15 protein-coding genes are annotated in these 13,120 nt (G+C 64.9%); 7 read left to right on the plus strand and 8 right to left on the minus strand.

What is annotated here, in order from left to right; all coding sequences use genetic code 11:
- Window positions 1-774 carry an imidazole glycerol phosphate synthase subunit HisF gene (hisF, locus tag RBB39_RS18535; protein WP_045994666.1) on the plus strand — a complete coding sequence of 258 codons (774 nt, stop codon included), beginning with the start codon at window positions 1-3 and terminating at the stop codon, window positions 772-774.
- Between the two features lie 107 nt (window positions 775-881).
- Here the strand turns inward: hisF and RBB39_RS18540 are convergent, their stop codons facing one another.
- Entirely contained in the window at window positions 882-1,466 is a 585-nt protein-coding gene (locus RBB39_RS18540) for a YjaG family protein (protein ID WP_045994665.1), read from the minus strand.
- Window positions 1,467-1,590: 124 nt separating this feature from the next.
- Window positions 1,591-1,884: an MGMT family protein gene (locus RBB39_RS18545; protein WP_045994664.1), complete on the minus strand. Its 294-nt coding sequence runs from the start codon at window positions 1,882-1,884 to the stop codon at window positions 1,591-1,593.
- A gap of 71 nt (window positions 1,885-1,955) precedes the next feature.
- Here RBB39_RS18545 and RBB39_RS18550 point away from each other — a divergent pair, with 71 nt between their 5' ends.
- Window positions 1,956-2,645, plus strand: a complete 690-nt coding sequence (locus RBB39_RS18550; protein WP_108131591.1) for a type 1 glutamine amidotransferase — start codon at window positions 1,956-1,958, stop codon at window positions 2,643-2,645.
- Here the strand turns inward: RBB39_RS18550 and mnmH are convergent.
- The 4 genes from mnmH to RBB39_RS18570 all read right to left on the minus strand — a co-directional run bounded on the left by mnmH (window position 2,642) and on the right by RBB39_RS18570 (window position 7,133).
- Window positions 2,642-3,748 carry a tRNA 2-selenouridine(34) synthase MnmH gene (gene mnmH, locus RBB39_RS18555; RefSeq protein WP_306169258.1) on the minus strand — a complete coding sequence of 369 codons (1,107 nt, stop codon included), beginning with the start codon at window positions 3,746-3,748 and terminating at the stop codon, window positions 2,642-2,644. The genes RBB39_RS18550 and mnmH overlap by 4 nt on opposite strands.
- Window positions 3,745-4,782 carry a selenide, water dikinase SelD gene (gene selD / locus RBB39_RS18560; protein WP_045994662.1) on the minus strand — a complete coding sequence of 346 codons (1,038 nt, stop codon included), beginning with the start codon at window positions 4,780-4,782 and terminating at the stop codon, window positions 3,745-3,747. The genes mnmH and selD overlap by 4 nt, the downstream gene beginning before the upstream one ends.
- A gap of 151 nt (window positions 4,783-4,933) precedes the next feature.
- Entirely contained in the window at window positions 4,934-6,310 is a 1,377-nt protein-coding gene (gene radA, locus RBB39_RS18565; RefSeq protein ID WP_045994661.1) for a DNA repair protein RadA, read from the minus strand.
- 46 nt (window positions 6,311-6,356) lie between these two features.
- On the minus strand, window positions 6,357-7,133 hold the full coding sequence (locus RBB39_RS18570) for a helix-turn-helix transcriptional regulator (protein ID WP_213230837.1): 777 nt from the start codon (window positions 7,131-7,133) through the stop codon (window positions 6,357-6,359).
- 190 nt (window positions 7,134-7,323) lie between these two features.
- On the opposite strand from RBB39_RS18570, the gene RBB39_RS18575 reads away from it, so the two are divergent.
- Both RBB39_RS18575 and RBB39_RS18580 read left to right on the plus strand, forming a co-directional pair.
- Window positions 7,324-7,593, plus strand: a complete 270-nt coding sequence (locus RBB39_RS18575; protein WP_045994659.1) for a YiaA/YiaB family inner membrane protein — start codon at window positions 7,324-7,326, stop codon at window positions 7,591-7,593.
- Window positions 7,594-7,598: 5 nt separating this feature from the next.
- Window positions 7,599-8,324 carry a PspA/IM30 family protein gene (locus tag RBB39_RS18580; protein WP_108131086.1) on the plus strand — a complete coding sequence of 242 codons (726 nt, stop codon included), beginning with the start codon at window positions 7,599-7,601 and terminating at the stop codon, window positions 8,322-8,324.
- Between the two features lie 152 nt (window positions 8,325-8,476).
- Here the strand turns inward: RBB39_RS18580 and RBB39_RS18585 are convergent, their stop codons facing one another.
- Together RBB39_RS18585 and RBB39_RS18590 are read right to left on the minus strand one after the other, a co-directional pair.
- Window positions 8,477-8,932 (minus strand): copper resistance protein NlpE N-terminal domain-containing protein, encoded by a 456-nt coding sequence (locus RBB39_RS18585; RefSeq protein ID WP_108448385.1) that lies wholly within the window; start codon window positions 8,930-8,932, stop codon window positions 8,477-8,479.
- A gap of 101 nt (window positions 8,933-9,033) precedes the next feature.
- Window positions 9,034-9,930 carry an AEC family transporter gene (locus RBB39_RS18590; RefSeq protein WP_045994656.1) on the minus strand — a complete coding sequence of 299 codons (897 nt, stop codon included), beginning with the start codon at window positions 9,928-9,930 and terminating at the stop codon, window positions 9,034-9,036.
- Window positions 9,931-10,066: 136 nt separating this feature from the next.
- Here RBB39_RS18590 and hisC point away from each other — a divergent pair, with 136 nt between their 5' ends.
- From hisC to RBB39_RS18605, 3 genes are all read left to right on the plus strand, one after another.
- Window positions 10,067-11,122, plus strand: a complete 1,056-nt coding sequence (gene hisC, locus RBB39_RS18595) for a histidinol-phosphate transaminase (protein WP_306169259.1) — start codon at window positions 10,067-10,069, stop codon at window positions 11,120-11,122.
- Between the two features lie 49 nt (window positions 11,123-11,171).
- Window positions 11,172-11,576 (plus strand): VOC family protein, encoded by a 405-nt coding sequence (locus RBB39_RS18600; protein ID WP_306169260.1) that lies wholly within the window; start codon window positions 11,172-11,174, stop codon window positions 11,574-11,576.
- 66 nt (window positions 11,577-11,642) lie between these two features.
- On the plus strand, window positions 11,643-12,635 hold the full coding sequence (locus tag RBB39_RS18605; RefSeq protein WP_306169261.1) for a 2-hydroxyacid dehydrogenase: 993 nt from the start codon (window positions 11,643-11,645) through the stop codon (window positions 12,633-12,635).
- The last annotated feature ends 485 nt before the right edge of the window (window positions 12,636-13,120 follow it).

Raw genomic sequence — 13,120 nt, forward strand, 5'->3', positions numbered from 1 at the left:
ATGGCTCTTTCCAAACGCATCATCCCGTGTCTCGACGTCGACGCCGGCCGAGTGGTCAAGGGTGTCAACTTCGTCGGCATCCGTGACGCCGGCGACCCGGTGGAGGTGGCGCAGCGCTACAACCAGCAGGGCGCCGACGAGATCACCTTTCTCGACATCACCGCCAGCCACGAGGACCGCGACACCACGGTGGAGATGGTCGAGCGCATCGCCGGCGAAGTGTTCATCCCGCTGACGGTAGGCGGCGGCATCCGCACCTGCGACGATATCCGCACCATGCTCAACGCCGGCGCCGACAAGGTCTCGATCAATACCGCAGCGGTGACCAACCCTGAGTTCGTACGTGAAGCCGCCGAGCGCTTCGGTAGCCAGTGCATCGTGGTGGCGATCGACGCCAAGCGCGTCAGCGAGGAAGGCGAAGCCCCTCGCTGGGAGATCTTCACCCACGGCGGCCGTCGTCCCACCGGGCTCGACGCGGTGGAATGGGCCAAGAAGATGGTCGAGTACGGCGCCGGCGAACTGCTGTTGACCAGCATGGACCGCGACGGCACCAAGGCCGGCTTCGACCTGGGCGTCACCCGCGCCATCAGCGATGCGGTGGCGGTGCCGGTCATCGCCTCCGGCGGTGTCGGCAACCTCGACCACCTGGTCGAGGGCGTGACCGAAGGCCACGCCGATGCGGTGCTGGCGGCCAGCATCTTCCACTTCGCCGAGTACACCATCCCCGAGGCCAAGCGCTATATGGCCGACAAGGGCATCACCATGCGCCTCTGACCGACGCCTTTGGCTGGCTCTTCAGCCAGGGCTTGCAGAGCCAGCAACCAACCACCCCCGCCGGGTAGCCCGGCGGGGGTGGTCGTTTGTACGGACTGAAACCGACCTCAGTCCAGGGTCAGCCCCAGATTGCTGACACCACCGTTGCGTCCGAGCTTTCTCAACGCCTTGACGTGCTTCTTGCTCGGCTCTTCCTCGGCCGCCTCCAGCGCCGCATCCTGAAAGTCGTTCTCGTCTTCCATCAACGGGTGCTGCTTGACCAGTTGCGCGAGCTTTTCGGCGTCATCCTCCCCCTCGGTCAGCTCGATAAAGGAGCGCACCGCCGCCTTCGAGACCTTGCTGACCTCAAGCACCGCGTCCGGCGCATCGCCTCTCAGGGTATCGAGGATCGCCGATAGCGCGACCACCGCATCGAGGGCACGACGGGCGCCGAAGCTGTCGTCCTGTTGAGGAGGCTCCAGCTCGCCGAGCTTTTCGGCCTGGAGATCGAAGTCGATCTTGGCGTCCTTGACCGTCAACTGCTCCCACACCAGGTCGAGGATCGCCCTCATGCCCGCCAGATCCCCGTGACCGCTGGTATCGGCGTAGAGCGCATAGTTGGGCAGCATGCGCTCGGTCAACGCGGCCATGAAGGCCTGTTGCTGACGTAGAGTCAGCGCCTGCAGGCGCTGGTGAAATCCTGGCTTTGCCATGATGGCTCCTGTGCTGGCAATAAACGGGCTGCCGGTCCCTTTATTCAAGGTTCAAGGGGCGAGAGTCGAGGGTCGCGTGTCGAATGTCGGGAAAACGGCGATGGCCGAAAGCGGACTGGGCGACTCAAGGCCAGAAGCGCTCCTGGGCGATCCGTCCACGCTCATCGAAGGCCACACCTTCATCGATCAGACGCTTGCGCTGCTCGTCGGCTCCGCCATGGTCGGCGAGCTTGCGCGAGGCCGTCACCACCCTGAACCAGGGAAGCTCATGCCCCGACGGCAGATCGCGCAGCGCCCGCGCGACCATGCGTGCGCTGGCCCCATCGGTCATGGCGGCGATGCGTCCGTAGCTGGTCACCCGCCCCGAAGGAATCTCGCTGATGATGGTAAGAATCTGTTCTCGGACGTCCGGATTCATGTAACCTTTCGTTCTGGTTGCATTTTCATCGAGGGATGGCGCCGCCCACCCTCAGTCTGAGCGAGGCCCCCATGCACCTTCATCTGCTCAAGCACCATCCTGACCTGGGCCCCGCACGCATCGGCGACTGGCTTGCCAGCATGGGCCACAGCTTCACCGTCTTCCACCTCTACGACGGTGAGCTGGTGCCGCGCCCCGGGGACTGCGACGCCCTGATCATCCTCGACGATCTCGAGGACCGCGACCAGGCACCCTGGCTCAAGGCCGAACGCAAGCTGATCGACCAGATGCTCGACGGCCACAAGCCGCTGCTCGGGCTCGGCGCCGGCGCCCGGCGCATCGCCGAAGCGCTGGACGCTCCGGTGGGCCGTGGCACCCAGGCCGAAGCCGGCTGGCAGACCGTCAGCCTGGCCGACGACAGCCCCTTCGACCTGCCCGACGACTTCCCCGCCCTGCTGTGGCATCGCCAGGTGTTCGGACTACCCGATGACGCCCTGCCGCTGGGCGGCACGCCGACAAGCCCGGTACTCGGCTTCGCCTGGGACGCCGGCCGGGTGGTTGGCCTGGCCTGCCACCTGCATCATCACCAGGAGAGCCTGACGGCCTTTCTCGAGACGATGCCGTTGCCACAAGGCGCCGACGCAAGCCCCAGGACCCAGTCGCCAGAAACGATCCTTGCCGAGGCCCGGCGACTGGATACCCTGGCGCCGCTGCTGGATCGCCTGCTGAGCCAGTGGCTGCGCACAGCACCGGACGTCTAATTCGCCACCGCGTCCCGCTGCTGCTGGCTCCAGGTCTTGGCGAACTCGAGGCAGCTGTCCCAGTCACCGACATGCAGGAAGCGACGCTCGGAGTGCTTCTCCAGCTGGTAGCGGTACATGGGGTCATAGTACTCGGTAAGCAAAGGCGCCAGCCAGGCCTCATGGGCCTGGCGGTTGCCGGCCTCGTGCTCGCGGAAGGCCAGCGCCTGCAGCCGCTGCAGGCGGGCCAGTCGCGCGCTCCCCAGGCGCTTCTTCAGTCGCCCCAGCGCCGTCGACAACTGCTTGCGCATCAGTGACCAGCCGAGGCGCTCACCGAACTGATGGCGATAGATCGTCCACAGGTCGTCGATGTAGTCCTTGTGGATCTGGTTGAGGCGCCAGTCCAGCGGCATCTCGACGCGGATCCTCGGCGCCGGCTCCATTCCGCGCCAGAACTCGAGCGGTATATTGGCCGCGCCGATGTGGCGCGACTCGTCTTCCAGCACCAGCGGCCCGTGCAATGACAGCAGTCGCAGGCCCATGGCGTGCTCGAAGTCGATCTGGCTGGGGGCGATCAGTGGATGGCGGCCGAAGGCCGAGCCCTTGTGACGGGCGCAGCCCTCCAGATCCAGACCGTTGTCCAGGGCCTGCACGATGGACGTCTTGGCGCAGCCGGTCAGGCCACCCACCACCAGCATGGGCTGGGCGGCGGCGTCATCGATGCGTGCGCACAACGCCTGGCGCATGGCCTTCCAGCCACCCTCGATGCGCGGTCGTTCGACGCCGGACTCAAGCAGCCAGCGCTGGGCGATCTGCGAGCGCAGCCCACCCCGAAAACAGTAGATGATGGCGTCCGGGGCCGCCTCGAGCTGGCGCTTCCAGGCCTCGATGCGTGCGGCCTTGATCTCGCCGGACACCAGCCGCTCGCCCAGGGCGATGGCGGCCTGCTGGCCGGACTCCTTGTAGGCGATCCCGACCTGATGGCGTTCCTCGTTGTTCATCAGCGGCAGGTTGACCGCCCCGGGCAGGCTGCCCTGGGCGAACTCCACCGGCGCCCGCACGTCGATCAAGGTGCGCCCCTCGACCAGCAGGGCGGGATCCGCCGGGACCAGCGGCAACTTCATCCGCGCACCTCGATCAGCGCCTCACCGCTGGCCTCGACGACCTCGCCGAAGGGTGCAAGCTCGATACCGAACTCGCGGCCGACCCGCTCGACATCGTCCTCCCAGGACGGGTGTACCGAGATCAACAGACCGCCCGAGGTCTGCGGATCACACAGCCACTGCCAGTGGGCCTCATCCATCTGCGGCAGGCTGGCCCCCAGGGCGTCACGGTTACGACGGGTGCCGCCGGGTACCGCGCCCTGGCGCCGGTAAGCCTCGGCCTCGGCCAGGCGCGGCAGGCGGCGAAAGTCAATGCGAGCCGCCACGCCACTGGCCGCGCACACCTCGGACAGGTGGCCAGCCAGGCCAAAGCCGGTGACGTCGGTCATCGCACGCACCCCTTCGATGCGCGCAAGGGCGGCACCGATACGGTTGCTGATCAGCATGGTTTCCCGCGCCAGGCCATGGTGACCGCTTTCCAGAAGCCCCTGCTTCTCCGCCGTGGTCAGCATGCCCACCCCCAACGGCTTGGTCAGGAACAGCAGATCGCCGGGCTTGGCGCCCTTGTTGAGCTTCAGGTGCTTGAGTTCCACCAGACCGTTGACCGCGAGACCGAAGATCGGCTCCGGGGCATCGATGGAGTGGCCGCCCGCCAGCGCCAGACCCAGCTCACGACATACCGCCTGAGCCCCGGCCACCACGTCACCGGCGATGTCCGCGCCCAGCTTGTCCAGCGGCCAGCCCAGAATGCCCAACGCCATCACCGGGTCACCGCCCATGGCGTAGACGTCGCTGATGGCGTTGGTGGCGGCGATGCGGCCGAAGTCGAAGGGGTCATCGACGATCGGCATGAAGAAGTCGGTGGTGCTGATCATGCCGCGCCCGTCGCCCAGGTCGAAGACGGCGGCGTCCTCGCGTCCCTGGTTGCCGACGATCATCTTCGAGTGGCTCGCTCCCGGACCGGCCTTGGCCAGGATGCTGTCGAGCACATCGGGGGCGATCTTGCAGCCACAGCCGGCACCGTGACTGTATTGGGTCAAGCGGATGGCGCTCATGGAAGTCTCCTTGGCAATGATGGGCCCATTCTACACCAGCAGGACCGGCGGAATCGGCACGGCGCAGTCACCATCGTCCTGATCACATCCCGGGTAACAGGCTGTGATCAGGGTATGGTCTGGCGCCCTGGTGATCAGTTCATGGATGGAGTTACAGCACTTCGAGGGCGTCGGCGAGCTTGTCCACCGCCACCACCTCCATCCCCGCCGGTGAGTTCTTGGGAGCGTTACCCCGGGGCACGATGGCGCGGGTAAAACCGTGCTTGGCGGCCTCGACGATACGCTCCTGGCCGCTCGGCACGGGGCGAATCTCCCCGGACAGGCCAACCTCGCCGAATACCACCAGCTCGCGCGGCAGTGCCCTGCCCTGCAGGCTCGACACCACCGCCAGCAATACCGCCAGGTCGGCACTGGTCTCCAGCACCTTGACCCCGCCGACGACGTTGAGAAAGACGTCCTGGTCGCCGGTAAACAGGCCACCGTGACGGTGCAGCACCGCCAGCAGCATCGACAGGCGATTGGCATCCAGCCCTACCGCGACGCGGCGCGGGTTGCCCAGCGCCGACTCATCGAGCAGCGCCTGCACCTCCACCAGGATCGGCCGGGTGCCTTCCCACACCACCATCACCAGGCTGCCGGGGGCCTGCTCCTGCTGACGCGAAAGGAAGATCGCGCTGGGGTTCTTCACCTCCTTCATGCCGTGTTCCAGCATGGCGAAGACGCCCAGCTCGTTGACCGCACCGAAGCGGTTCTTCTGGCCGCGCAGGGTACGGAAGCGGGAATCGGCGCCGCCTTCCAGCAACAGGGAGGCGTCGATCATGTGCTCGAGCACCTTGGGCCCGGCCAGGCTGCCGTCCTTGGTGACGTGGCCGACCAGCAGCAGCACCGTGCTGGACTGCTTGGCGAAACGGGTTAGTGCCGCCGCGGATTCGCGTACCTGGGCCACACCACCCGGCGCCGACGAGATGTCCTCCAGATGCATGGTCTGGATCGAGTCGATCACCAGCACCTCGGGGCGCTCGCGCTCGGCCACCGCCAGGATGGTCTCGACGCTGGTCTCCGCCAGCATCTTGAGTCCCTGGGTCGGCAACTGCAGGCGGTGGGCGCGCATCGCCACCTGGGACAGCGACTCCTCGCCGGTGACGTAGAGTACGCTGCGCTCCTGAGCCAGCTTGCAGGCGGTCTGCAGCAGCAAGGTGGACTTGCCGGCCCCGGGGTGGCCGCCCAGCAGCACCGCGGAGCCCGGCACCAGACCGCCACCGAGTACGCGGTCGAACTCGGCAAAGGTCGACGACAACCGCGGCACCTCCGACAGATCCACGTTGGCCAGATCCACTACCTCACGCGACAGGCTGCCGGCGTAGCCACCGCGCGCCGTCGCGCCGGCGCTCGACCCGCTTCTGGCAGGCGAGGACAGACGCACCTCGGTCAAGGTGTTCCACTCCTGGCAGCTGGAACACTGCCCCTGCCATTTGCGGTACTCGGCACCGCACTCGGTGCACACGAAGGCGCTCTTGGCCTTGGCCATGAATCCTCTCTCTATCGGTTCAATCGGGTTCGTTCGTCAGCGATGGTCAACACTGCGGCTTGCCGCCGTGTCCCGGGTAGCACTTGTCGTCCTCAACACGGCGGTAGCGGCGAAACACCTCCATCTCCCAGGGGCGCATGGCGATCATCAGGCTGACACCAAAGCGCTGCTCGAGCGGCAGCGACAGATCTTCCTGATGACAGTGGCGAAGGTCCAGCGCCAGCCGCCGAAGCTTCTGCTGCATCACCTCATTGGAGCGCACCGACAGCATGCCATTGACGAACAGTCTTATCTCGCCCGGGCGATCGAAGCGACACGCCAGGAAATCCTCCTGGACCCGGGACTCGAAGAAGCGCTGGATAGGCCCTTGCGGCTGCCACTGGAAGTCATAGCTGATCAGCAGCTTGATGCGATTGCCCGGCAGCAGCTCGATCAATCCCATACGATCGAGCCGCACCAGGTGCGTTATCACCTGAGGCTCGCCGAGCGAATAGGTCGCACAGATATCTTCAAAGCGCCAGCGATTAAGCGCACAGAAGGCCACCAGCAGCAGCGACATGTCAGAGACCAGCTCCTGCTCAAGCTCTGGGGCGATCGCGTCGACCAGCGCCTGGGGCTCCAGCTGGCGTACAAGGTCTGTGATCTCGAGACCGACCAGGGCACACACCTGATCCAGGCGCTGCAGCGAAAACTGGCGCTCGGCGAACAGCCGCTTGACGCTGGCCTCGGACAGGCCAAGCGCCGCCGCCACCTGCTGATAGGTGACGCCATTGGCCCGCAGTGCCGCCTTGAGCGCATCCACAATCGCCACCGTCTGCGCCATGACTCACATCCCTCATCGCCGAAAGCCCCGGCCAAGGTAGCAGAATACGCGACTCACGGCTCAACAACACGCTACCTTCCGGATCCTGCTGGCGTACCGCGCCCCGACCTCGCCATAGTGCCATCGACGCCGCGCTCGCCACACCCTGTAGGCGATGTCGGCTCCACCACCCAGCAAGCAGGAGATCTCCATGGAAAATGAAGCGAGCAACAATTCGTCAGGCTGGCTGTTCTTCGTCAAGGTCACCTTTGCCATCGCGCTGGCCGCCATGGCGGTCGGTATCGTGATGGCGCCCATCGACCTGCTGGTCAAAGGCTATCTCGGCGTGTGTTCACTGTTTCTGGTCTCCACCACCATCACCCTGTCCAAGACGCTACGCGATGACCACGAGAGCCGGCGCTTCCACAACCGCATCTCCGAGGCCCGCACCCAGCAACTTCTCAAGGAATACACGGAGTAGCCACCATGTCACTTTGGACGAAACTGCACACCCTGGTTCGGGCGACAGCTCACGAACCGGTAGAGAAGCTGGTGGATGCCAACGCATTGCGGATCATGGCCCAGGAGATCCGTGAGGCCGAGCAGGCCTTGCACCAGGCACGCCTCGATCTCGCCGGCCTGATCGCCGAACGCAGACAGCTCGAGCGCCACAACCAGCAACTGGCCGAGCAGCTCGAAGCCAGAGAGCACCAGGCTCGCGCGGCCCTCGAACAGGACGATGAAGCGCTGGCCTTGGCCGTGGCCAGCCGCATCGCCGAGGTCGAAAGCCAATTGACCTCACAGCGACAGCACGCCGAGGCCTTGTCGCGACAGGAACAGACCCTGCGCGAGGAGCTCGGGCAAGCGGCCCAGTCACTGCGCCACTACCAGCGCGAAATGAAACTGGCCAAGGCGCGAGGCGGCAATGCTGGCCTTGGGCGGAAGCTGGGCGCTTGCAGTACCGGGCTCCAGCGACACATGGACGAAATTGCAACCAGCTACGAACGCATCCGCACGTCCCAGCAACACCAGGCAGAGGTCACGACGGCCCTCAAGGAGCTGGATGAAGAGGCCAGCGGCCAGGATCTGGATCGACGCCTCAGGACGTCGGGTATCCTCGAGGGATCGATGGACGCCAGGAGTGTGCTTGCCCGGCTGAAGGCCCAAGGGAGCGCGGCTGCCGTTCCAGGCGAATCGCCCAGTGGGGCATGAGCCCTGCGATCAGCGCGAGCACCGCCAGCGCTTCGAAACAGCCTCCAGGCGGTGCCGAGCGAGCCTGTCGGCACAATACCATCACGTCAAGACGCCAAAGGGCGGCCCACCTGGGGCCGCCCTTTGTGTTCGACACTTGCATGCCGTTCGACTTACTGCTGGCGGGTCAGCTGCAGCATGTCGTTGTTCTGGAAGCGACGACGCTGGGGGTCGATCAGCTCCAGAGTCTGCGGATTGACGCGCATGAAGTAGTAGGTCTGGCCTTCACCGTTGGGGACCAGCTCGTAGACGGTGGCCTCCGGATTGTCGGCGGTACCGGTCAGCACATCCCAGTTGCCGGAGTAGTTCTCGTTCGGCGGATTCTGGGGATGGTTCTGGTAGGCCGCGGTCAGATCGAAGGTGCGCTGCGCCGGGGCGCTCTGGTCTTCACCTTCCATGGTAACCGTCAGGGCGATGCCGTCGCAGTTACGGCACGGCAGGGTCCCCTGGTAGGTCGCCGAGGTCGCCTGGATGGCTTCACCACCGGTTCCCTCGTCGCTGGGGCCACTCGCACAGCCGGCCAAAAGGGCGAGCATGGCGGATCCCGCCAGCAAAGTCCTGAGTTGCATATTAGTCCTCCTAACCATTGAGCATGGAACCGACGAATCGGCAGCCTGCCGACAGCATAACCTCCCAGCTTCGTTGCGCACAGCCCTGTATCGCTGCCGGCTCACGACACCGGTGGCATCACGTGGGCGAACACCAGGCCAAGCACGATCGGCATCACGATCAGACTACCGAGGTTGCCGATCAGCACCAGCGACGCCACCGAATGCGGCTGCTGACGATACTGCTCGGCCACCAGGTAGTTGAGCACCGCCGGCGGCAGGGCAGCGAACACCCACAGCGACGCGGCCTTGAGCCCCTCTAGTTCAAGCAGCATGATCAACGGCCAGGCCAGCAATAACCCGGACAGCGGGCACAGCACCGCCCCGAGCAGCCCGGTCTTCCAGTCGCCGAAGTCGATGTCGAGCATCCGCACGCCCAGGGCGAACAGCAACAGCGGGATGCATACACCACCCAGCATATGCATCGCCTCCAGCAGCCAGCCCGGTAGCGAAAGCCCGGACAGATTGACCGCCAGGCCAGCGAGGCTCGCCAGCACGATGGGCATGCGCAAAAGGCGCCACAACGGCGTATGGGGACTGAGCATCTTCAGTCCCAGCGAGAAGTGCAGCAGCATTTCGACGATGAACAGCACCACTGCCGCCGGCAGCGCCTGCTCGCCGAAGGCCAGGATCAGCAGCGGGATGCCCATGTTGCCGGAATTGTTGAACATCATCGGCGGCACAAAGGTCTTCGGCTCGAGCCTGAGCCACTTCACCACCGGCCATACCAGCAGCCCCGACCCCACTACCACCACGGCGCCGGCCAACGCCAGCCAGGCGTAGTCCTCAAGCGGCGCCTGGCGGTCGGCCAGCACCACAAATACCAGCATGGGCACGAACAGCTCCATGTTGAGGGTGTTGAGGCTGCGGATGTCGGGAGAGCGCAACTTGCCATAGAGGGTACCGGCCCCCGAAATCAGAAATACCGGTAGCAGAGTGGCGAGGATCTGAGCGGTCATGGAGTCTCTTAGGCGGCAAACGGTCAGCGCTCGCAGCCTAGCACGTCAGCGACTTGCGCAGGGCTCTGGCAGCGGTCACCATGACCAAAGTGGTAATCAAGCCTTCGATTCTGCCAAGCCTGCCAAGCGAGAGACCATGAGCCAGTTGTGGAGTCCCAACGTTCGGGAACTGACCCCCTACGTGCCGGGCGAACAGCCCCGCGAGAAGCTGATCAAGCTCAACACCAACGAGAACCCCTACCCGCCCGCGCCTGGCGTGGAACGGGTCCTGCGCGAGTTCTCGGCGGACCATCTGCGGCGCTACCCGGACCCCACCTCGAGCGCCCTGCGTGAGGCCCTGGCACAGGCCCTCGGCACGACCTCCGCCAACGTCTTCGCCGGCAATGGCTCCGACGAGGTGCTGGCGCTGGCCTTCCAGGCCTTCTTCCGCCAGGACAAGCCGCTGGCGATGCCGGATATCTCCTACAGCTTCTATCCGGTCTACTGCCGCATGTACGACATCGACAGCCAGCGTTTCGCGCTGGACGATCAGTGGCGTGTCGACCTGGACGCCCTGGCCAGCGACAGCGGCGGCGTGATCTTTGCCAACCCCAATGCCCCCACCGGTCACGGCCATGGCCGCGAGGCCATCGCGGCCTTGCTCGACAAGGTCACCGACCGCGTGGTGCTGGTGGACGAAGCCTACGTGGACTTTGGTGGCGAGAGCGCCGTCCCCCTGGTCGAACGCTACCCCAACCTGCTGGTGACCGGCACCTTCTCCAAGTCGCGCAGCCTGGCAGGGCTTCGTCTTGGGTATGCGGTGGGCTCACCGGAGTTGATCGAGGGTCTGACCCGGGTGAAGGACTCCTTCAACTCCTACCCGGTGGACGCCCTGGCCAGCGCCATCGGCATCGCCGCACTGGAAGACGGCGACTACTTCGAGGCCACGCGTCAGGCGGTGATCACCACACGCGAACGCACTCGCCAGCGTCTCGATGACCTGGGCTTCGAGGTGCTGCCGTCACAGACCAACTTCGTGCTGGCGTCACACCCCAAGCACGACGCAGCCCAGCTTTTCGTCGGTCTGCGCGAGCGCGGCATCCTGGTACGCCACTTCAATACCGAGACGCTGCGCGTTCATCTGCGTATCTCCATCGGCACCGATGACGAGATGGACTCGCTGATCGAGGTGCTCAGCGACCTCTGTCGCTAGGCCACAACATCGGGCGCCGCGCGGCGCCCCTTCTTTGCAAGAGGCCCCCATGAGTGAGCGTCTGCCGTTGACCGGAGTGCACCACGTCGCCCTGATCACCGCCGACTACGAACGCGCCCGGCGCTTCTATATTGAGGTGCTCGACGCCCGCATCCTCAACGAGGCCTACCGCCACGAGCGTGACAGCTACAAGCTGGACCTTGCCCTGCCTGGAGGCATCCAGCTCGAGCTGTTCTCTTTTCCCTCTCCGCCGCCTCGGCCAAGCTATCCCGAGGCCTGCGGTCTTCGTCACCTTGCCCTGGCAACATCAGACCTGGACGCCAGCGTCGCGTTGCTGAAGCGGCGTGGCGCGCGACCCGAACCTATCCGAGTCGACGAGTTCACCGGTGCCCGCTTCACCTTCTTCGCAGCCCCTGACGGAACACCTATCGAACTCTACGAGACGCAAGCCTGACGTCACCGCAACCACACAGCGCTTCAGCCGATTCCGCCACTGTCCCTGACCCGCGAGGCAAGCACCATGCTCAAGGTAGGCTTCTTCAGCTCTCAGCCCTACGAACGCCCCTTCTTTTCCGATGAGCATCACCCGCAGCTGAGTATCGTGCACTTCGAGCAACGCCTCAGCACCCGCACCGTGACCCTCTGCCAGGGACTCGATGCAGTGTGCGTATTCGTCAACGATGAGCTCGATCGCACCGTGCTCGAGCGTTTGGCCGTGGTAGGGGTACGCCTGGTCGCGCTCAGGTGCGCAGGATTCAATAACGTTGACCTCGACGCCGCTCGCCGGCTTAACATCCAGGTGTGTCGCGTACCGTCCTACAGCCCCGACGCCGTTGCCGAGCACTGTGTCGCTTTGATGCTCACGCTCAGCCGCAAGATCCACAAGGCCTACAACCGGGTGCGTGAGGATAACTTCGACCTCAATGGCCTGCTCGGCTTCAACCTCGCCGGCAAGACCGTCGGGATCGTCGGCTTCGGCCAGATCGGCCGCTCCCTGGCGGGTATCCTGAGCGGCTTTGGCTGCCGCGTGCTGGTCACCGACCCAGCCCCCATCCGCATCCCCGACCAAGCCGACATCGCGCAGGTCGAGTTCTATGAATTGCTGGCACACAGCGACATCATCTCGCTGCACTGTCCGCTCACCCCAGACACCCACCACCTGATCGACGAGTCGGCCTTTTCCCGAATGAAGGACGGGGTGATGCTGATCAACACAAGCCGCGGCGCCCTGGTCGACACACGCGCCTGTATCGAGGCACTCAAGCGTCGCAAGCTCGGTTACCTGGGTCTCGACGTCTACGAGCAGGAAGCCGGCATGTTCTTCGAGGACCGCAGCGACGACATCCCGCTGGACGACGTCTTTGCCCGCCTTATCAGCTTCCCCAATGTCGTCGTCACCGGCCACCAGGGCTTCTTCACCCGGGAAGCCCTGAGCGAGATCGCATCGACCACGCTGGAAAGCCTCGCCGCCTTCGAGGAAGGGCGTTCTCTCGATCAGCACTGTCAGCTCTAGAGAGTCGACGCTGCCCTGAACAAAAGAAGCCCGACTCCTCTTGGAGTTGGGCCTTCTTTTGAATAGATACCTGACGATGACACTTAGACAGCAAGGTCGCTCGCATGGGGGTGAGTCACCCCAGCGCTCTTTACAAGGGCTGCGGCAACGCCGCAAGGGGGGGACGAACGACGCGAGCCCGCCCTTGAGAAGAGCCAGGCCGGACCGCGCCGAGGGGGCGGCGGCCCGGCCCCACATATAAAGAGAGGGGCTGAACTTGTAGAGAGCCATGCATGCGCTCTTTACAAAACGAAGGCCCGACTATCTCTCGATAATCGGGCCTACTTCTGAATAAATGCCTGACGATGACGCTTAGACAGCAAGGTCGCTCGCATGGGGGTGAGTCACCCCAAGGTTTGCAGCGAAGCTGCAAGGGGTGACGAACGACGCGAGCTTGCGAGCGGCCGGACCGCACGCAGTGCGGCCCCACATATAAAGAGAGGGGT

Origin of the sequence: Halomonas sp. MMSF_3323 (assembly GCF_030733595.1) — a bacterium.
Lineage (GTDB): Bacteria > Pseudomonadota > Gammaproteobacteria > Pseudomonadales > Halomonadaceae > Halomonas > Halomonas litopenaei.